Source organism: Photobacterium rosenbergii, assembly GCF_033022775.1.
Classification (GTDB): Bacteria; Pseudomonadota; Gammaproteobacteria; order Enterobacterales; family Vibrionaceae; genus Photobacterium; species Photobacterium rosenbergii_A.
The window spans coordinates 439,759-461,466 of the sequence record NZ_JAWJZI010000004.1 but is presented as its reverse complement, the minus strand read 5'-3'; the positions used below and the strand labels follow the sequence as shown (position 1 = coordinate 461,466).

15 protein-coding genes are annotated in these 21,708 nt (G+C 47.7%); 7 read left to right on the top strand and 8 right to left on the bottom strand.

The features are described 5' to 3' along the window. Positions 1–93: 93 nt before the first annotated feature. Entirely contained in the window at positions 94–885 is a 792-nt protein-coding gene (locus R2X38_RS12915) for an AraC family transcriptional regulator (RefSeq protein WP_317522655.1), read from the bottom strand. 543 nt (positions 886–1,428) lie between these two features. Between R2X38_RS12915 and R2X38_RS12910 the strand changes: the two genes are divergently transcribed. The 3 genes from R2X38_RS12910 to R2X38_RS12900 all read left to right on the top strand — a co-directional run bounded on the left by R2X38_RS12910 (position 1,429) and on the right by R2X38_RS12900 (position 4,228). Then, entirely contained in the window at positions 1,429–2,388 is a 960-nt protein-coding gene (locus tag R2X38_RS12910) for an AEC family transporter (RefSeq protein ID WP_317522654.1), read from the top strand. Between the two features lie 800 nt (positions 2,389–3,188). Next, a complete protein-coding gene (locus R2X38_RS12905; RefSeq protein WP_317522652.1) occupies positions 3,189–3,899 on the top strand; it encodes a helix-turn-helix transcriptional regulator in 711 nt (236 codons plus the stop codon). A gap of 155 nt (positions 3,900–4,054) precedes the next feature. Beyond that, positions 4,055–4,228 (top strand): addiction module component, encoded by a 174-nt coding sequence (locus R2X38_RS12900; protein ID WP_107299426.1) that lies wholly within the window; start codon positions 4,055–4,057, stop codon positions 4,226–4,228. Positions 4,229–4,327: 99 nt separating this feature from the next. Here R2X38_RS12900 and pdxH read toward each other — a convergent pair whose 3' ends face one another. Then, on the bottom strand, positions 4,328–4,972 hold the full coding sequence (pdxH, locus tag R2X38_RS12895; RefSeq protein WP_317522650.1) for a pyridoxamine 5'-phosphate oxidase: 645 nt from the start codon (positions 4,970–4,972) through the stop codon (positions 4,328–4,330). A gap of 219 nt (positions 4,973–5,191) precedes the next feature. On the opposite strand from pdxH, the gene R2X38_RS12890 reads away from it, so the two are divergent. From R2X38_RS12890 to R2X38_RS12880, 3 genes are all read left to right on the top strand, one after another. Beyond that, positions 5,192–7,024 (top strand): ATP-binding protein, encoded by a 1,833-nt coding sequence (locus tag R2X38_RS12890; protein ID WP_317522649.1) that lies wholly within the window; start codon positions 5,192–5,194, stop codon positions 7,022–7,024. After that, a complete protein-coding gene (locus R2X38_RS12885; RefSeq protein ID WP_317522648.1) occupies positions 7,021–8,292 on the top strand; it encodes a sigma-54 dependent transcriptional regulator in 1,272 nt (423 codons plus the stop codon). The genes R2X38_RS12890 and R2X38_RS12885 overlap by 4 nt, the downstream gene beginning before the upstream one ends. Before the next feature lie 221 nt (positions 8,293–8,513). Then, positions 8,514–10,544, top strand: coding sequence for a GGDEF domain-containing protein (locus R2X38_RS12880; RefSeq protein WP_317522647.1), 2,031 nt, complete (start codon positions 8,514–8,516; stop codon positions 10,542–10,544). Between the two features lie 88 nt (positions 10,545–10,632). Here R2X38_RS12880 and R2X38_RS12875 read toward each other — a convergent pair whose 3' ends face one another. The 6 genes from R2X38_RS12875 to R2X38_RS12850 all read right to left on the bottom strand — a co-directional run bounded on the left by R2X38_RS12875 (position 10,633) and on the right by R2X38_RS12850 (position 18,338). Further along, complete coding sequence (locus R2X38_RS12875) at positions 10,633–12,285, bottom strand: FapA family protein (RefSeq protein WP_317522646.1); 1,653 nt, start codon at positions 12,283–12,285, stop codon at positions 10,633–10,635. Between the two features lie 178 nt (positions 12,286–12,463). Further along, positions 12,464–12,868: a hypothetical protein gene (locus R2X38_RS12870; protein WP_317522645.1), complete on the bottom strand. Its 405-nt coding sequence runs from the start codon at positions 12,866–12,868 to the stop codon at positions 12,464–12,466. Positions 12,869–13,113: 245 nt separating this feature from the next. Further along, a complete protein-coding gene (locus R2X38_RS12865) occupies positions 13,114–13,857 on the bottom strand; it encodes a phosphatase (RefSeq protein WP_317522644.1) in 744 nt (247 codons plus the stop codon). A 13-nt stretch (positions 13,858–13,870) separates the two neighbouring features. Beyond that, the gene (locus tag R2X38_RS12860) at positions 13,871–15,997 is read right to left on the bottom strand and encodes a GNAT family N-acetyltransferase (RefSeq protein WP_317522643.1); all 2,127 of its coding nucleotides are present in this window, start codon (positions 15,995–15,997) and stop codon (positions 13,871–13,873) included. A gap of 144 nt (positions 15,998–16,141) precedes the next feature. Further along, positions 16,142–17,116 carry a ParB/RepB/Spo0J family partition protein gene (locus R2X38_RS12855; protein ID WP_317522642.1) on the bottom strand — a complete coding sequence of 325 codons (975 nt, stop codon included), beginning with the start codon at positions 17,114–17,116 and terminating at the stop codon, positions 16,142–16,144. A gap of 7 nt (positions 17,117–17,123) precedes the next feature. Beyond that, complete coding sequence (locus tag R2X38_RS12850) at positions 17,124–18,338, bottom strand: ParA family protein (protein ID WP_317522641.1); 1,215 nt, start codon at positions 18,336–18,338, stop codon at positions 17,124–17,126. Between the two features lie 1,336 nt (positions 18,339–19,674). Here R2X38_RS12850 and R2X38_RS12845 point away from each other — a divergent pair. Then, positions 19,675–21,675 (top strand): replication initiator protein RctB domain-containing protein, encoded by a 2,001-nt coding sequence (locus tag R2X38_RS12845; protein ID WP_317522640.1) that lies wholly within the window; start codon positions 19,675–19,677, stop codon positions 21,673–21,675. Positions 21,676–21,708: the final 33 nt, after the last annotated feature.

The following is a 21,708-nucleotide window of genomic DNA, read 5'->3' as shown; positions in this document are numbered from 1 at the left end:
GCCAAGCACGGTGAAGTGACGCAATAATCACAGGGTCAACGGGACAAAAGAAGCCGTTTAACTAAGGGGATAGGCAAGCCAAGCTATGCTCTGTTAGCCGGCAGGGTTTTCACGGCGGTAGCGAGCCGGCGGTTTACCGAACAACCGGGTAAAGGCTTGGGTGAAGCTACTTTGGCTGGCAAAGCCTGTACTCTGTGCCACCTGAGCAACGCTCAACTGAGACTCTTCAATCAGATCCCGGGCTAATTCCAATCGCTTCTTCAGCACATACTGATGAGGCGTAACGCCTGTTTGCTCTTTGAACAGAAAGTGAAATTGACTCTCACCCAAAAAGACCAGTCCCGCCAGTTGGGCAACCGAGATTTTTCTCGTCAGGTGTTGGAGAATGTATTGATCAATCACATCCATATTCAGCCGATAACTCTGACGATCATCTTTGAGCGGTTTGAAATGGCGATGTAGCACGCACATCAAGGTATCGGTACAGGCCCGGCTTAGCAACAAGTCATCGGGGTGTGCAGCCATTTCGGCGGTCAGTGCCTGAATCAAATTCTGTGCCTGGCGGTCAAGATGAAAATACCCAGACTGATCAAACAGACGGGCGATATGATCCTGAGTGTAACTGGCCTGATACAGTTCTGAGGCGACATTGAGCACCAAGATTTCATTATTGCCAATCCCAGAAAAGCCATGTTCCGAATCCGCCGTCACTAAGCAGCCCTGACCAGGGCAAACTAGATTTCCCGCCCCTTCAATATCAAACTCCGTCTGCCCGGATAAACCAATCACCACCTGGTTGTAACCGTGGTTGTGGTGATCCATCTGCTCCGGCAGTTTGACAATTTCTGAAGGTTTGAATATTGGCGAGTTTAGCTTTTCATTCATGCTAAATAACCGAGGATTTGGCGGTGATTCGTAGAGGGATAATACCATAAATCCCTACAGAGCTATACTTCGGAACAATGATCAAGTATGGAGAAATTACGGCCAGTGTCATTCTGATGCTATTCTGTTGATTTAAAAACCAGTTGCTTGAAAACCTCAAGAACCAAGCCAGCGACACCAAGCTAATAACATGTTAAGACAATGTTTACCTTTCAATGAGTTAACTAAAAATACACTATTTGGGTTTGCTCAAGATGTTTATTTGTTGAAACTTTGGCCACACGACAACGGCGTACGGCTTGATCATTGTTCTGTACCAAATAGTGTTGATCATGATCTAGCTTGATCATCGTTCCAGTCGGAAATACATCGCCCGTTAACAGGCTAGCCTTGATCATCGTTCCATCTACTTTCAATAAGTTGCCCTGTATATAGCGCGTATACTTTACTGGCAGGCCAGATCGAAACAATGATCCTTGATCATGTTTCCTTTCCCGACACTATTTGTGTTACAAATAGCTTTCTTAATAGGGATAGGCGACCATGACAGAACTGTTTGCACAACTACACTATTCATTTTCCATCACCGGCCCCATCTTTCTGATGCTTGGCCTGGGGATCTACCTCAAGCGTATCGGCATGCTGACGGAAGATTTTGTCGAAACCGGATCCAAGCTGGTTTTCAATCTCACACTGCCCGCCATGCTGTTTTTGAGTGTTGCCCGCTCCAATCTCTCAGAAATCGGTAACCCTGACCTGTTGTTGTTTGCATTGACAGCCAATATCCTAACTTATGCCTTGTTCGAGCTGTTGGCCAACAAGGCAATAAAACAGAAGAAGGATCGCGGGGTTGTGGTCCAGGGTGCCTTCCGTGCCAACACCGGGATCATTGGCCTAGCCTATGCCAGCAATGCGTTTGGTGACACGGGCCTCGCCCTGGGCTCACTCTACGTGGCCGTTATCACTGTTGCCTACAATATTCTTGCGGTTATCACCCTGTCGCGTTCAAACCCGAACTTACCGAGCCTCAATGCCCGTTTCCTGCTCCGTTCGATCATCAAAAACCCGCTGATCATCAGTATCCTCTTCGCGCTGCCATTTTCCGTGTTCACCATTCCCCTGCCAGACATTATCACCAAGTCTGGCGGCTATTTTGCAGGAATGACACTGCCACTAGCGCTGCTTTGTACCGGAGCCAGCCTTGACTTCAACCAACTGCGCCAAGAGCCGACCAATACCCAGTTTGCCAGTATCGGAAAGCTCATCGTCGCCCCACTACTTATTACGCTGGCGGGGATTGGATTTGGTTTCAGGGATCTCGAATTGGGTCTTATTTTCCTGATGAGCGCAGCACCGACTGCCGCCGCTAGCTATGTCATGGCAAGAAATATGGGGGGTAACGCTTACCTGGCAGCCAATATAATCGCAGTCACTACACTTGGCTCCATATTTTCCAGTAGCTTAGGGATCACTTTGCTAAGGACATTTAATTTCGTGAAATAATCACTCAATATAGTTTGGCTTTAATTACCCTTATCAAATCAGAGGATATTAAAGAGCGACATAACGACTAAAGTCTCAGAGATTTTGGTCGTTTTTTATTTGGGCATTCAATTTGCTGTAAAAATAACTGCACTTGGAAAGTAAAATGTAGTGCCAAAAAGAAAAAGATAAATATATAAAACCGGTCGATGCAGATGTATGCATATATGGACAACCGTCTTCATGCTTGCCGTCTCAATGGTTGACAACAATGAAAAAGGACTGAACTCGCCGGAAAAAAAACTATGCAAAGTTACTGAATAAGCTCTCGTTTTTATCTTTTTCATTATTTCAAACTCCGCATTGGCAACAGGTATGAATCAGACTAAGCATTTGTATGCTTTGATTTTCATAGGACATCCCTTGAGGGGATAATCATATTGTCAAGTCGGTGTCAATAGGTGATTTCCCCCCTTACTCCCCCTCGGTACTATTGCTATAGTACTTTCCGTAGACAGGGGATGGTGTTCACCGCTTTCTGTTTACAGTATCCAGCTTTGGATACATGCCAAGCGGGTTTACTTTGGTATACACCCTCATACCAAGGAATATGAATCTGATTGGATACCTCTTCTACACGTCGTACAGGATTGTGCTCTTCGGAGTCAAACTCTTGTCTTTGCCGACCTATTTGGTCGGCTTTTTTTTATCATTTTTTACAATTGTGCCCAAAAATCCGTCACTCAGATATTGTAACCTCTGCCCATTCAATTAAACTTCATTATTGCAACTGCTCTATTCTATTAACTCAGGCAAACGTAGTGAAAAATAAAGTAGAACCCTCTTTACTACATATATTTAATCAACTCCCAGGGTGTTGGGGATGTAAAGATAAGGATTCAGTCTTCGTTTATGCTAATTCCGAGTATGGGAACATCATTGGTGTGGATCACCATTTAGATTGTATCGGCCGTACCGATTTCGATATGCCAAGCCCAACGGTTGAATGTGCAGAAGCATTCCGTGAACAAGATAATCTTGTCGTATCATCCGGCAAAAGAATGCGGGTATTAGATATCCACCCCTATTCTGACGGAAGTTGGCGTGCACACTTATTCACTAAAACGCCGTGGATGAATGAAGAAAACGAAATAGTCGGCACCATCTTTTCTGGTGTCGAGCTCAAAGATACGGCAGTACTCGAAGTCGGCCACTGGATTTGCCGCGCAGCAGGTATCGATCCGAAAGAGCAAGCCTCCTTCAATCTCGAACTCAACCACAGCGCCATCAATCTCAACACCCGCGAATCCGAGGTCCTGTTTCTTCTACTCTACGGCAAAAAACCTCAGTATATTGCCAAGGTACTTAGCGTATCGGTTAAAACCGTCGAGAATTATGTCATTCGCCTGCGCGAAAAATTCAATGCACGCTCGAAGAATGAATTGATCGATATCGCACTCGATCTCGGCTTTGGCTCGCATATCCCAGAAAGCATGCTAAAACGCCAGCTATCTGTGATTTTGAAAGAGTAGCAGCACGCGGCTAACCACAAAACACGCAGACTAAGTTTGCCTTTTTGCAACCCAAAGCCTGTTTCCAGATCAATTTTTGTACTGGGCCGATTTTCTATAATTCGCCCAGTTCTTAAATTAAACGGCCGAAGAGCCAATTATCAGCTGGAAATACCATGAAGCAATTTACAATTACCTACGTTGTCCATCCTCATTTCAATATCCCTTGCAAATACCAAATCCAAGCGGTCAATGAGATCGAATCCATTGCCAGTGCTGAAAAGGCATTGAAAGTCCGCCACCCTGAAGGCGTCAGCATTGTCACCAGCCAACAACAATTGGCCGCATAAAAAAAGAGCAGCGATGGCTGCTCTTTTCATATTATTTTCATATTATTTTCATATTATTTTCATATTATTTTCATGTTCTATTTATATTAGTACGCTGCATTAGGGTGCCAGTCGTTCAACATCCCACACTAGGCTGTTTTCTTCACTGCGGGTATACAAAAATCTATCGTGCAAACGGTTCGCCCCGCCCTGCCAAAATTCAATCGAATTGATTTTCACCCGGTAGCCGCCCCAAAACGTCGGGACCGGCACGTCACCTTTGGCAAATTTTTCTTTCAGCTCAAAGAATTTGCTTTCTAGCGCCTGCCTTGCGGAAATGCGAGAGCTTTGCTTGCTGGCCCACGCCGCAATTTGGCTTTCTTTCGGGCGCGACGAGAAGTACTTCAGCACTTCCATCTTGGAGAGCTTTTCTGCCGTGCCGGTAATGTGGACTTGGCGCTCGAGTGGATGCCAAGGGAAATGCAAGCTGATCTTGCTGTTGTCAGCCAGTTGGGATGCCTTGCGGCTGCCTAGGTTGGTATAGAAGACAAACCCGTCTTTATCAAAGTGCTTCAATAACACAATACGCTGATAAGGCTGACCGTGTTCGTCGACAGTCGCCACTGTCATCGCAGTGGGATCGGTCAGCTTTGCCTCTATCGCCTGTTCCAGCCAGGTATTGAAAAGTTGTTCCGGCTGCTCCGGCAAATCATGACGGCGCAACCCACCCTGCGTATAGTCGCGACGAATATCAGACAATTCCATTGTTATCTCCGCTGATTCTGTAGATGTCTCTTATAACGCTGAAATTGTGCGCTTAGTCTTGCTGAAACACAAGTAAATTGCCCAAGTCTCTGATCTGGCATAGCAGGATGCAACCAAGCTCGACGTTTCCCCTTACTCAATTTGTTACCTTATACCCAAGTAACCTCAAGGTGCTCGGTTCAGCGAGAGTGTCTTGGGTATGGTAATAAAGGCCTTCATATGTCGAGCAAAAAACAATTCTTTTATTTCGCCCTGCTGATCGGCAGTATTGGCGCCATGCTGATTGGTTGGATCACTTTCTTGCAAATTCAACAGCACCTTAGCGAGAATATCACCGCCGATGTGGCCCAACTCGGCAACAAAATAGACAGCCAGCTTGAGCGCTACAGTCAACTGCCCGCAGTACTTGCCAGTGATCCGCGTCTTCTTGCCCCTCTCCTCGCTAACACCGGCAAGCACGCAGACACCTCCAACAATGACGCCCACCAGTCCGTCAACCAATTGCTCGCCCAGTGGAATCAAACCCTCGGCGCTGACACCCTGTACCTGATAGATATGACCGGCACCACTCTGGCCTCGAGTAACTGGCAGCAAGCCGACTCATTTGTAGGACAAAACTTTAGCTACCGTCCCTATTTCCAGCAGGCCGCCAATGGCCAAAACGGCCAGTATTTTGCCCTCGGCGCCCGCTCTGACAAACGGGGTTATTACTTTTCTGCACCGGTATTGCTCGCCCATCGCCCTGTCGGTGTACTAACCATCAAGGTTGACCTCTCACTGCTGGCTGATATCTGGCAATACGAAGACATCGAATATGCCATTACCGACAAACTGGGGATCATCTTCTATAGCTCAGAGCCCGAATGGCTCTATCATTCGTTGTTGCCTCTCGGCGAGGGCATCAGGCAGCAAGTTAAACAATCGCGACAATATGGCAAGGTGGATATTAACGCCCTGACCGAAGCGGACAGCTTGGCGGCATTCAACCAAGAGTCCGTGCAGCCATTGCGCATACAACCTGGCACACCAGCCAAAACCTACATCACCGCCCAACACGATATGGACAAGGCCGGTTGGTATATCTACGGCTTTACCCCACAAACCAAAGCCTTTGAATATATGGGGCAGGTGCTACTGCTGTTTGTTCTGATCTACACATTACTTTGCATCGCGATACATTCCTGGTGGCAGACTTATCGTGCCCGCATCGCGCTGGCCAACCTCAACAGCCGGTTGGAAAAACGAGTCAGCCAACGTACCCGCCGGCTGCAGGAAACCAACCAGCAACTCAAAATCACCCTGAGCCAGTATGAGCACAGCCAAGCCGAGTTAAAGCAAACCCAGGACGAATTGCTTCAGGCGGCCAAGCTGGCCATGTTGGGAGAACTCTCGGCGAGTATCAACCACGAAATTAACCAACCGTTGGCAGCGATCCGTACTTATGCCGAGAATAGCCGCAAGCTCCTGGCAAAACAGCGTTACGACACCGTTGGTCGCAATCTCGATGAAATTATCCAACTAAATACGTTAATTGCAGAGATTATTGCCCGGTTCAAAGTGTTTGCTCGCAAACGTAATTTACAGCAAACCACCTTGCGTACCCATGCTGCCGACTCCATCCGCTCGGCATTATCTTTGATGCGCAGTGCGCTGATCAAACAAGGCGTAATACTGCGGCTCGAAGATTTCCCCGAAGACATGGTTATCAATATCGATGCCGTACAGTTTGAGCAGGTGCTGGTCAACCTGATCCAAAACAGCCTGCAGGCGCTCAACGATCAGCCCGAGCCGCAAATCGGCATTACCCTCGAAGCCCATGCAGGCCGTGCGCTCTGCCGAGTATGGGATAACGGCCCCGGTTTGAGCCCAGAACAAAAACAACAGGTTTTTACCCCGTTTTATACCACCAAGGAAGATGGCTTAGGCCTTGGCATGACCATTTCCAAACGGATTATCGATGCCTACCAAGGCACACTCACCATCGGCGACCACCTCGGTGGCGGTGCCGAGTTTACAGTGACTTTGCCAATAGATAGCGAGATCAACCCATGAATATCCCAGTCATTTTTATAGATGACGAGAAGTCCATCCGCGACGCCCTCGGCCAGACCCTTGAACTCGAGGACTATGACGTCAGTCTTTTTGCCAGTGCCAAGCCCGCTCTTGAGCAACTCACTAATCAATTTTCCGGGGTGATCATCTCTGATATCAATATGCCGGGTATCGATGGCCTGACCTTTCTCAAGCAGGCGCTGGCCTTGGATCCCGAGCTGTCGATAATTATGCTAACCGGGCACGGGGATATCTCAATGGCTGTGGAAGCGATGCGACAGGGCGCGTATGACTTTTTGGAGAAACCGTTTTCAACCGAGCACCTGCTTGATGTGGTGAAGCGCGCTAGCGAGAAACGCGAGCTGGTCATGGAAAATAGGGATCTACGACGAGAGCTTGAAGTCCAAAGTGGACCGGGGCCCCGGATCTTGGGTAATGCCCCATCCATAAAACAGCTAAGAAGGATCTTGGCCCATCAGTCAAAAACGTATGCGCCATTGTTTATCCACGGCCCGAGCGGTTGCGGCAAAGCCTTGGTCGCCCGTTTTGTCCATGACCATGGCTTGCAGCCTCAACAGCCTTTTCTGACCATTGACTGCGACTCTACAGGCGCAGAATCCCAGCTAAGCGAACTCACAACCAAGCCAGCAGTGACTTTCGCAACACTGTATCTCAAGCACATTGACAAAACACCCTCTCAACTACAACCTACGCTGCTGCATTTTATCGAGTCTATAAGCAAAGCCGACAAGGCAGTCCGGGTTATTGTCAGTGCTGACAGCGACAGCCACCAACAATGCCAAACCGGCTTCCTCCATAACCTCTATTTCAAGCAGGGCTTCATTAGCATTGATCTGCCGCCTCTCAGCCAGCGGCAGGAAGATATTCCTTTACTGTTCCACAATTTCCTGCGAACGGACTGTAGTCGTTTTGGCCTTGAGCCTCCTCATATCGATAACCAGCTTGAACAGTGGTTGGCAGAGCAAAGCTGGACCGGCAATGTGCGTGAACTAAGACTGTTTGCCGAACGATATGCCTTAATGGGCGCCAAGGCGATTGAGCCCCAGCACCATGATCCTAACCAGCAAGCGCAAACGGCCACGCTGGCAGATCGGGTAGCCGATTTCGAATGTAAAGTGTTGCATGATGCCCTTAACCGGCATCATGGTCGGCTCAAAGAAGTCCAGCAGGAGTTGGGGCTGGCACGCAAAACACTGTATGACAAGATGAAGAAATACCACATCGACAAGAACGAATTTAAAGCCTAGCAAGCCAAGTTATGTCGCCATGGGTCAAACACGAATGTAACCTGTGGCGGCATTGCAGGTTTCTTCGAACCATCTTCCGAAAACAATATCTCTCATACAGCAAAACAACGAGTTACCAATAAAGTTTGGTAATTTACTCCTATGCAAAGCACGAATTGACACCCTCAGTCGCCTGAACGCTTCCATACACCTATTTCTCTTCAAGCTTGCTGAGATAAACTATGAATTTATTCCGCTATACCTATGCTTGGATTGCCAGCTGCCTAACCGTAATGCTGCTATGTTTCCTTGCTCTCTATGCCATGGGGATCCGATCCACCCTAGTCAGCGTGACTCAACAGCAGCTTAACTCTCATGCTGCCTATATTGAACACCAACTTGAGCGTACGCGCGTTGAGGCCGGTGCAGAGCAAACCAACGAACCAGATTACCCAGCTATACTAGCGCAGCTGAGCCTCGTCTCACCGCTAGTGGAAACACGGATACATGTATTGGCTACCAACGAGCAGTACACCAGCACTTCTTCATTTACTGGGCCAACGAAGAATACGCTACCAGACCAGTCGCGAGATAAACTGACAGGTACTGTGCTCTCAGACCCAACACTAGCTGCGCTATCATTCAGTACGGCTGCGTTCTGGCCTGACCTATCGGTACAACGGACACAGCTAGTTAACAGCAGCCAGGCCATCAGCTATAGTGCCTCAATGCCCATCGGAGTCATCAGCCATAACTTCGTCCAACAATTTATACCCGGCGCTTCCATGGGCATTGGCTTCTATCTGTTTTCGATGCTGACCCTATTTTTTGTTTTCAAACGAAAACTCTTGCCACTTAGCCAACTTGCGCAGCAATCGGCCTCGCTGAATAAGCAGCTCCCCGATATAGTACTCAATAGTCTCGAAGCCCAGGCATGGGTAAACATGCGGGGGCATTTCAAAAAACAGCTGGATGATATTTTCAGGCAACAGGCCCTTGAGGCCAACAAACTCAAAGCGCAGGCCTATCAGGATAAAGTGTCTGGCTTGGGTAACCGACACTATTTCATCAACCAACTCAACGCCTGGCTCGATACCCCCCAGCAGGGCGGTCTGATCTTACTTAAATCGACCTTGCTCGATGAAGTCTACCAGCAGAATGACTTTGAAAAAGGCGACAGCTTTACCCGTCAGCTTGCAGAGGATCTCAACAGCAACATTGTCCATGCACAAGTTTATCTTGCCCGATTATCTTATGACGAGTTCGCTGTTTTGCTTCCGAATATTTCCACAGAAAAACTCCAGCACATCGCCAAAGACATGCAGAAGGTTCATCAGCGACAGGAGAAGGCCTATCGCGGTGATACCTCCGACAGTGTCTTTCTCGGTTTGTTGATCATCGAACAGGCCAGCAATGCTAGCCACGTCCTAGGCCAGCTAGATAATATCTTGGCGCAGGCCACCCGAAATCCTGCTGAGCCAATCCAACTAGCCAAAAAACAACACCAAGTACCCAGCTTCGGCAAACAGCAATGGAAGTCTTTATTACTCGAAGCAATCGAAAACAATGCCATGGATTACAAGTATCAGCCCGTCATCAATGAGCGCCAGCAGCAATACCATTTCGAGGTATTCTCTTCACTGAAGTCTCAGCAATCACGTTACCATGCCAACCAATTCTTGGGGGCTATCGAAGATGTCGGAGCAGGGATGCTGCTGGATAAGCATGTCATCGCCCATCATATCAATATTCTCAATGCAGACCCGAGCCGAGGCCCATTTGCCATCAACCTCAGCACCAACAGTATTACCGACCCGGCTTTCAACCGATGGCTCGACCAAGCACTTGCGCGAAACCCGCATCTTGCTGAGCGCCTACATTTCGAAATCCCTGAAACCTGTTTCATCCGTACGCCAGATGCCTGCAGCTTGCTGTGTTCAGCCATTCGTTTCTATAAGTTCAAATATGGAGTCGATGGTTATGGTCGCTATTTTAAATCGCTGGCTTACCTGGAAGAATTCCGTCCCGACTATGCAAAGGTTGATTATTCCTATACCCATCAGCTGAATGATGAACTGAAGAAGCAGCTACTATCATCCATCTGCCGTACAGCGCACAGCCTCAATATCATGACGATTGCCACTCGGGTAGAAACTGAAACGCAGCTAGAGAGATTGTCTGATCTGTTCGTGAGCGGATTCCAGGGTTTCTACACCGAGCAGACACAGAAAGATAGACGAGCGTTCAAGTCTGCTAATCTACGTGTTCAGTAGCCGTACTCATCAGCCAGTATTAGTCAGTGAATTTTGATTGTGATTTACAGTGTAAATTTAATTTACACTGTAAATCCAATACGATCATTTAAAGGGGGGTGCACTGGAAGATCTGTTCAGATATATGGAGCTTGGAGGGGCCGTGGTCTTGGTCGATAAGCAGTGTTTCTTTTTCTAACCGGCTTTGCACGCCGGAATAGAGCCGGTTAACCGCAGTGATCATGACGCGAGAGCGTAATTCCTCATACTCATCGCGCAACTGCTGATAGTCAGCTTCAAGATAAGTGATTTGCGTTTTATGCTGCTCGGCAGCGTGCTGAATACGCTCACTTAGCTCCGCTGGTCGCTTGTGTTCAGGCAATTTCAGCAACTTAAGCTGTGCCTGCCTTATCTTCTCAACATTCTGGATCTCTAGTTGGTAATCTCGGTGCTTGTCCTGTACTTGCTTCTGTAAGGTCTCAAACTTGGTAAACGCATTGACCACTGTCGGGATGCCAGCAAGTGCACCGAGGTTAACAGTACGAATGCTATACCCCGCTTCGGTGATCCCACCGCTTAATGAGCCATGGCGCTTGGACTGATCCATCACGATAACTTCACCCTCTGCCCGTATCACGCTATGCAACACATGAAGGGTAAACTGCGCATTCTGGCCACAGGTAATTTCAGCAAACTGGGCAAACTTACTGGTCACATTGCCCTTTGCTTCTATCGTACAAGCTAACTTGGCGTCATGTTGCTTACGGCCAATTATCCCTTTAATAATTGAGATATCGCCACCCGCTTTGAGTTCTGCCAATTCGACGAATCCAGCCACCGTGATATTTCCAGTCGCAGAAACACGCATTCCAGGAGTCACATCACCGCTGATCAATATGCTGCCATCAAAATTAATATGCCCAGTTGCTACATTAACCCCAGTGAGAGTCAAGGCTTCATCAACCTGCATCCCCCGAGGTTTACGCACGGGAATACCGGATTGTTCCGCCAGTAATAGATTCGGATCATGGTCGCAGATCACTGTTCCTTCACCGGGCTGGAACTCATTGTCTTTACCTGGCTTGGCAGGCAATACCTTGCCTTGAACCGTAAAACCGGGCACACCATCAGTAGCCGGTATGCGTTTCATCAATGGCTGGCCCGCTTTGACGGTAATAAGTTCGCCTAAATCGCGCATGTCCACCTTGCCATCATCAGAAGCTTGCGGCTTAAGGATACGGTGGCTGGCATCTTCGACTAGCGCTTCAAATCGAGAATCTCGCCCATGTTCGGGTAAACGACCAAAGGCAATAGGGAGCGTCAGTTTCTCTCCGGGAGAAAGTTGCTGGGTTTGTTCAAGTAACTGCTGAAGTTGGGTTTTGCGGATCCCTTTAACAATACGGTTTTGCTTGAGGGCTTCGAGTATGTCTGATCCTGTGAGAGGCGCCCCGCCAAAAGGAGCCGTGACGGTAATTGATGCACGCATGAAATCAGGCTCAGCTTTGACAACCAAGCTTGCATTGCGCCGCTCTGCGATAACAATAGACGGCAAGTCAGAGCCAACAGCCTCCAGCTCCGCATCTTGGACAGTAATTGCCAATGCCGAATCAATGGCTTTTTCAAATAAGTAGAATGAATCAGCCCCAAGAATATGGAGCTGCTCTAGTAACAACGCCCTTGTCGGAACCGATTCATGGCCGGGGAGCGCCGCGAATAACACTGATTGTCCATCATCAGAGATACGCAGAAAAAGATCTGCCATATCAACTCCTTTTTCCTGCTATTAGCGAACACTAAAACGTAATGGTAGCTCCTCAATAGTACAGTAACGAAACAGTTACCAAGTATCTGTTAAGTCACACTTTTATCTGAAAACTATCTATATTATTACCATAAACAATAGATTGCATATGCATTTTTACAAGAAATTAATTAACTCATCAGACCAGAGCAATTGCTCGAATCTGTTGCTCACTGAGCCAACTGTCAGTTACGAAGATATAACTGTTATGCGAAGGATGCTTCTTATTAACTGAGATAGCGTCTTTTCTCAGGAATCCTTCCAGCATGCCCACCGGTTGCAGGTATAACTGATAGCAGGCAGTTAGTGGCAACGCGGCAGCAGATTCGATATAAATGCACTGACGGCTCAGACGATTGGCCGTGACCTTCACACCATAATCTTGGCTATCAATGGTCTCACCACTGCTGAGCAAATGACCGTAGATCCGGCCAGCAATACCGCCACGCCCTACTGAAAAGCACTTATCAACATCAGCATCATGGCAAATGGAAGGATGAAACATTTCTTTTAGCGCTGGGGGTAAATCTTTAACCAAACTCATGCTCTCTCCTTATTATTATTTTATGTCTGCCATAACGAGCAAAACAGGTAGGATGGCAGGCTCCCACGCTGGCCACAAATATTGCGGGGATTCTATAACCCTAGTCAACAAGTCAAATGAATACAAATCTTGATCACAATGGTCTCTAAACTAGGATTTACAGTGTAAATTTGGACAATAAAAAAGGCGGCTAACGCCACCTTCAATGAGAAAAATCAACACAGAAATTTACAGTGTAAATTGGGTTAACGTAATGACTGAAATTCAGCAATTGGCGAACGGCCACGTCGATGAAGAAATGCCAAAAAGCGAGAAGCACTTGTCGTGACAATACTCGATTCATCCACTTTCACTTTATCAAATAAAGCCAATGCAGAATCAAACTTACCGACATCGTAAGCAAAGTGTGCATCAGAACCCGTAGTGAACATCACGCCCACTTCTTTTCCAATTTCTGCAATACGTTCGCAACGAGGTTGACTGCCAACACGAGACCCCGACAATGAAGAATTATTGATCTCAATAAGCACATTGGCTTCGGCTGCAGCAACTAACACTCGCTCGAAATCAAAATCAAAATTCGGATTGCCTAAATGGCCCAACGCATCGACCCGACCAGAGCGGATCACATTGAGCAACGCTTGGGTATGAGCTTCTCGCGATGAGGGAGCAAAAACCGGTTCATGAAAACTGGCAAGGATCCAGTCAAGGTTATCTTCAACTTTAGGCAAGATATCAATCTCACCGTCAGTGTTCATGATATTTGCTTCGACACCACGCAAGACCCCCACGCCATGAAGAAAACGAGGCAGTACTTTCTGATTAGCAAAATGCCAATAATGAGGAGCACCAGGCATTGATGAAGCGTGGTCAGTCACACATAACAGCTGTAGACCTTTCTGTGCTGCTGCAGCTGCATTTTCTAATACCGTGCTGTAAGCATGGCCACTTGAAACAGTGTGGCTATGGGTATCAACAACAAATTTCATTACTTGCTCCTTGCTAAGAATTTTTCTGGATATCAGCACTGACAATATCACGTAGCGCTTGCTCTGCTTGCTTACGGCCGGTGAAATTGAATTGACTAACTATATCACCCCAAGGTTTACGCTGGATGACTTTAGCAACAACCAATGCCAATGATGAAAAATTTGATGGGGTATCTGGGTCCGTCAGCCGCTGCCAGACATACTGCTGCAATGCGGGTAACACCAATTCATATCCCAACCCGCCAGCACCAAATAAACGCAGTTGTTGCTCAACCCACTCACTCGGCAATGATACCGGAGCAGGTTGGAGTGAAGCTACATCGATCAACAGAGGCACGAACTCATCGGTTGGCATCTCTCTGTAAGCTTCGCAGGCATTTGCCATTAAGCCTGAAGAGAATAATAACCGGGCATTGGGAAACCAGCGCTGACTACAATCACTGATTGGCAACACACACATCAGAGAAGGGTAGCCACTTGCCGCATCTTTCTGTAACCCCAACCTAACCGGCTGATAGCCCGCGCGCTGCCAGAAGTGCAGGAGCTCGGGAAGATATCCAAAACTGGTTGCTAAAAAGTCATAACGCATTTGTGCCCAGCCCCGAACAAAGCCCAGCAATTGCTGGCCAACACCTTGTTGCTGGAACTCGGGATGAACAGCAATACGAAGAATACGCCCCGAGCGTTGAGTGGCCCCTTCGGCAATACCTAAATGGGCAGCAAGAGACTGAGCCAATAAATGGCCACGAGGTCGTCTTGTTCCGAGCTGAACTTGGTTGGCGAGTTCTTGGCTAAAACCGCCTTCGTCAACAACCAAGCAGCAACCTAGGACATGATCGCCATTGCGGCATAGCCAAATATGGAGCGAATCATCGTCAAGCAAATTCACCAAATCTGCCGGCGAGGTTTGATAATGGGCATTGACCAGAAGGCCAAATAAAGAAGAAAGCAAAACCGATGAATGAAGCAACGCCGATTTATCCAGATATTCGTAATGCGCAGTTTGAGGATCAAGCCCGGCAGTCACAATCTCTGCATCGAGTAGTAGCGCAGTGAAAATCCACTGCTCCAAAGGATCATTGTCAGCCCAACGGATAGCTTGCTTCATTTCAAAGCCACGCCATTGTGGCATAACATTATCAAGTTGTTGGCGGAACTTAACCGCAAAGCCACGGCCTGTACCCTCATAACCATGGACAGTACTGGAGAAAACCAGTCGATTAAATGATTGCAACAAAGATTGCAGCACAGGAGATGGAATAGCCGCAGCTTCATCAACCATCACCACATCAGCAGATGGGAGCTCAGACAGTAAAGCATCCGGGGCAATAAACTCGATACAGCCTTTGCCTGCCTCAAGCCGCTTTTGATCGGAAAATGGCAGCCCGAACTGCAAAGCGACATGTCGGAATACCGTTTGGCTCGCAAGGTAGGAAGGGGCCGTAACAACAATCTTGATATTACGATCGGCCAATAAACTGGCCGCTGCCAAACCGAGAGCCGCCGATTTGCCCCGGCCGCGATCCGCGGTTAATACCAACGGGCGCTTGCGGTGACCGGTGACTACTTTTCGAATAGCTTCAACCGCACCCACTTGGCAAGTGGTCAATGCGCCAAAAGGTAAGGCTTCTGTGCTTGCAGCTGAATGTTCTGGCTCAGAGGTTGCAGCTCCGTTTGAATCGCGCTGAATAGCATTACGGTTAGCTGGCAATGTCGGCAAAGCTTGACCCGATTCCAACCAGACAACATCCGGCTTTTTCAGCAACAGATTAAGCCGATGGTTAAACTTAGAACCAGTATTCTCAAACCATTCATCCGGTAATAGCAGCAGCAGGATCCCACCGCCAACCACGGTGCCAGATAAAGCACCAAGGGCTTGGGCATCCAAACCTTGATGACCATTGATCGTAAGCATCTGGCATTCACGTCCTAGCCATAGCTTGGCCTTTTTGAAAGGAATACTTTCGCAACCATCAGATAATGGTTCGCCGCAGAAAAGTTGATCCGCATAATACTGGCTGAAGGCTGCAACCACTTCTTCCGACCACACTTTACAGCCCTTTGCGACAACAAGATGGCGGATATTTTGCTGGGCCGCACGCTCTGCGAGCATACGACAAAAATGAGAAAGTTGGGACATGCTATGACTCAATGGCAAACAACACCTGATAATACCAATATGCCGATAACGGTGCGAAAAAAACCACGCCCTAGAGCGTGGTTTTACAGGAATAATCGTCAATGGCCTTGGCTTTGGGCACTTACCCGATACAAGCGCCGACGATTATTTGAGGTAGTCAGCCAGATAAGAGAGGATTTCATCCGCCTGGCGTTCAGTCAGCTTTTTCAGTTTCAGCTGCAGTTTATCACCATCGCGCAAATAGCTGATTTTGCCTTTGATCAAATCCTGCGGTTTGGGTTTCTCGACTTCGACTTTAGGCTGTAGCGTCTCACCGATTTGTTCAAGTTTGCTTGTCACTTCACGGGTGATCCGCGTAATGCCAGAAGCATCAATACTCTTCCACATCGCCTCATCGCCGGATGAGATCTCGCTAACAAACAGCTTTTGTTGATCTTTGTTGAGCCCAAAGAACAAACGGTGCAGTTTAACAATCGTTGGACGACCGAGCTCACCAACACTTGGGTATGCCATCAACAATTCCATTGGCAACGATGCCGCTTTCAAGGCACCACTGACCAAGGCCTCACTGCACTGGCAGTACTTCGCCAACTCTTTTTGATCGGCAACTTTACCACCGTCAAGCAACGCCTGCATTTCCTTACCACGCTCGAAAAGCGATAAAGGCTTGTGGGCATTGGCCACATCGGACAAGAATTTGGCATGTTCGCTGTTAATTCCCTTACCGACATAGATAAGGAAATCCTTCTCAGCCAGGATACACGACATGCGACGGCGGCTACCATCGAGGACTTCAATCCTACCATCGTCTAACCAGCGGCCTACCGCAGGGTATTGCTGACCTCGATCTTTAAGCGTGTTTAGGATATCAGCCAGTGCATGTTCGTTCAGGAAAGCCTGTTCACGGGCATTTTCAGCAAAAACACGTGTTTTATCAGCAACCTGATTAGCCTGGATTTTAACCAATTCAAACGCAACAGTTTCCTCGCCGGCAACTGCCAGCTCAATCACCGACGCCTTGTCGCGTGCAGCAGTCTGAGCTTCCGTCGGCGTTGTCGCGCGACGCTTGTCCGCTTTGCCAAACAAGCGTGCATTCAGATCTTTGGTTTTAATCGCCATCCGCTAATTACTCCCGGTTCAGGTTAGCCCAGTGAGAGTGCATTACGCGCTCTAACTCCAGGCCAACACGTTGGATCGCTTCTTGCGCTGTCGAAAGGGTCTTCTTACCCCCTTCAAATTCGGCTGCCGTTAGGTCGAACACAGTGCTGTAGGTATCGGCACAAGTCTCGAAAGCACGGCTACGCGGTACCGTGGCCATCATGACTTGATCACGAAGCAGGTAATTCATCTCGGTCAGTACCGAAACCTGCTTCTTGTTATCGTCCTCGAACATGGTCGGCATCAGGCGAATAAACTCCAAACCATGCCAATCTTCGGGGAACATCTCGTAAACTGTAGGCAAATGCTGGAAAAAGTTAACTGTCGATGCCCAGTCAAGACGCTTGGCAGCACATGGAATAATCAAGGCATTGGAGGCATACATGGCGTTCCAAACCAAAGGATCAATGTGCGGGCCGGTATCAATCATGATGATATCGAACTCGTCGGCAATCGGGTCGATCACCTTTTCCTTCAATAGGCGAACAATGTTCAAGTCCTGGTTTTCAGCCAAATCCTGCCACGCGTCAGCATTGAACATCGCATCTTCAGGGAACGCCGCAATGGTTTTCAAGTTTGGGTACTGGGTAGGCATCACCACATTCCCCATCAGGAATTCTTTGTCGATTACCTGACCCTCTGGCACATTTTCCAGCATCACATCGACTGCGGAGTAGATGGTTTCCTGATCCCCCACACTGATCTGCGGGTTAAGGAATAGACGTAATGAACCCTGTGGATCAAGGTCAATCAAACAGATACGGTAACGCTTATCGAGATCAAGCGCCAAACACGCAGCAAGGTGAACTGCTGTCATCGACTTGCCCGTTCCACCTTTCTGGTTCTGGACATTGACAATCCACGGCTTGCGACCGGCACCCTCACGTTCATAAAAAGCAGGCTTCTTGGTCGCTTCCATCAACTTGTGCGCTTCTTCCAAGCTAATGGAATAATGGTTGGCGTTATTTTTCGTAAATTGATGATCATTGGCTTCCATGCGTGAAATTGCATCATCAAGCTTACGACGGGTTAGGCCTGAGCGACTTTCCATCAATGCCTTTGACATTGGGGGAAACGCTTCTTCGCGGCGTTCTTCCAATACAATCTCAATACGGTCCGCCTGGACCTGTTTCGTCTGCTCGGCGATATTGAGCAAGTTGTCTATGGTTTGTTCCCTGTTCATTGTCTTTATTCACCTTGAAACATTTTGCTTTATTGTACAGCAAAAAAACACCAAAACAATAAAAAGCTGAACAACACCATGTGATATTTATCTCAGCATAAAGCATTAACAAGAGCAAAAAACCGACGTTTTTCATTGGATTTTTGATGCTCATCGAAGGTGATTAACTTGAAATAAGTGACAAAATAAAAGTGTTACAGCGTCACTATTTTACAATGTAAATCCCAATATGGTTCGTTTTCACCGGAAGCGTGATAATGTCTGGCTATTTTACGGTGAGTGCGTATTTGACTATCTTTCATACTAAAATCAACTTGCTTAGCGCCAAACATGAAAACAAGCTAAAACGATGATGAAATCGATCAATTTCATTATGATCACAAGAAAGCGGTATTTTCGAAGCACAACGATCAACGTGAAATCACTCAAAACCCTGATCTCGCTGAAGACCAATAAACATTTGCTTGATCATTGTTCCAAACAAAACTCACTGATCATGAAGCATGATCAAGGTAAAATAGAGGCTTAGCGTGGTACCAAAAACGAGGCTTAACGATCGGAAAAATGATCAAGCAAATGAGAGTGTAAATCGGACAGTCTCAGCCAATTCCCGAAAGCATGGAAAATGATGGGTAATTTACGGTGAGTGTAGGTCTGATAAGGGCTTAGCGCATAAATATCCACGTGAAATCCAGGCCAACAGCCTGTAAATCGCCACTTTGCCATGAAGTTGAAATACATCGCCACTGGCTTGATCATTCATCCATGCCGGACACATGCTAAATCCCAAGTAGAATACGGAAAGTGTCAAATCAACTTTGGCTAAAATTGCACCATGAAAAACCATTGAAAGGGGGAACAGCCCTGATATCGGCTCGAATGACACCACCGTGATCATTTTTCCGGGTAAAATTTAATAGAAATGGCAGCACCAAACGCGACAACAACAGCTCGTCCTTGGTTTTATGCCCACATTTCAGAAACCGTCTGTGGATAACCTGTGCAATTACCATGATCATGCTTTCATTACTGCGATGATCATGCTTACAGATTGATGATGATCATATTTCCAGCCCTGGTTTGATCATCGTTTCAGTAAAACGTTGATCATTTTTCCACAATCCTTATGATCATGCTTTCGATCGGGTGATTTTTTATCTTATTAAATTTCAACCATTTACGAAGATTTAGTCAACCAGATCATAAGATCAGTTAATCAATAAGATCAAAATAAACAAAAAGATCAGTTTAAAAAAAGCCAATAAAAGATCTTTCTTTCTTGTTGTATTTCTATTAATCTTTCACGGAAAAATGATGCATCTACGGCTAATGACAAATGAACTCCGCGCTTTCAGCTAACAATAAGAATACTGACAAGATATTGATCCCCGCTCCACGATCCCACAAAGACGGGCATTTGTTTTCGATCCCGGCTAACTTGATCGACTGGCTTCCGCAATACCAGCACTTCAAAGGTGTCACCAAAAGTATCATTGAATTGCTTAACTTGATTTCATTGCGTGGCCTATCCAGCCATGACGGGATGGTATCAACCACAGAGTTGGTCGAAGCTACAGAAGGTCAGTTAACCCGCGCTGCAATCCAGCAGCGCTTGCGGGCTGCGGTAAATATTGGTTTGTTTAAACAACAGCCTGTGAGGTTCGAAGAGGGCCTGGCAGGCAAGACCATGCTACATCATTTCATCAACCCGGCCATGCTGATCTCCCAGCTTGGTACCGGCAGCCTTAACTCAGAACAATCGAAAGCGAAAGAGAAACAAAAACGTTCGAAGGCCTTGGCCCAGAACCATGTCAATCGCCAGCTGCTGAGTGAGCACGGTTTGGGTACGCCACCAACAATGCCGGATGAAGCAGATCAAATAGTGATCTCACCCACCAGCTGGGCGGGGATCATCGATCAGGCTTTGGCACCGCCTCGGACCAAGAAAAGCTATCAGAAATCAATGGTCGCAATCAGTGGTACCAAAGCGATCATCGAGACACGTTCGTCAAAATCGATCATGACGGTCGACGATCTGATGACCTTGTTTGCGCTGTTCACCCTGACAGTCCAATACCATGATCATCATATTGCCGACTATGAGATCCAGTCGCGTAATATGGGCAATAAAACCCCGGTATATATCACCGATATTCTTGCCTTGCGAGGCAAGAAAGACAGTGGCCCGGCACGAGATTCGATCCGTGAAAGTATTGATCGTATTGAATTTACTGACTTCCAGTTGCATGAACTTACCGGCCGCTGGATGAGCGAGAACATGCCGGAAGGCTTCAAGAGTGACCGCTTCCGCTTCCTGGCCCGTACCATTACCGCCTCCGAGGAAGCGCCGAAGGAAGGCGATGACGGTGAGATCCGGATCAAGCCGAATCTTTACATTCTGGTGTGGGAGCCCTCGTTCTTTGATGAGCTGCTGACCCGGGATTATTTCTTCCTGTTCCCGCCGGAAATCCTGCGCCAGCATACCCTGGTGTTCCAGTTGTACTCCTTCTTCCGAAGCCGGATGTCGCGCCGCCTCAATGATTCGATGATGCTCAGCGAGCTAAACCAGAAGTTGGCCCGCAACATTGAATGGCGCCGCTTCTCGTCCGATTTGATCCGCGAGCTGCGCAAGTTGGCGGAAGACAAGATCACCGAACATGTCTTTGCCGTAAATTTGTGGGGTTACCACCTGACCATCACACCGCATGAGGAAGACAAGCGCTATTGCGATTATCAGATTGATATCCGCTGTGATGTCGACGAAGTGATCCGGTTCTCGCGGGCGAAAACCACCAACGAAGGCAAGCGTACCATGGCGCCGACCATGCCTAACCCGCTGCGCAATGAAATATTGCCCAAGCAGGAGCTTGATCAGCTTTCCGAGATCATCGATGGGGAGTTCGAACCCATCCAGCGCAAGGAAAGCCGACCTAAGGGCCGTTTGGGCCGCCGGGTGAAGCTGCGCAAGCACTTGGTTGAGATTAACGCCGATGAATTGACCATTACTCTGTCCAAATATACCTCCTCAGAGGCTCTGCAACGCAGCATAACGGCTTTATCGGCAATGAGTGGACATTCTATTGCCTCCATCAGCGAAGAGTGTCACGGCTTGCTGGAGAAGCTTGACTGGCTGAGAGTCGGTGGTGAGGTAGTAGCCTACGAGACCTTGAGTAAGACCATCGAGCTATACAACAGCCAGCATGACGAAGGCCATCTGTCGATTGAACGACTGATTTCGGGTCTGGCGGTGAGACGCAAAGTCTGCCAGCTGGTTTACGAGGGCCATATCAACGAACAGGTGATGAATGCGCTGAGTGATATTGCCAGCGGTAGCTAAGTTCGTACTTTGATTAATAAAAAAATCCGGTTA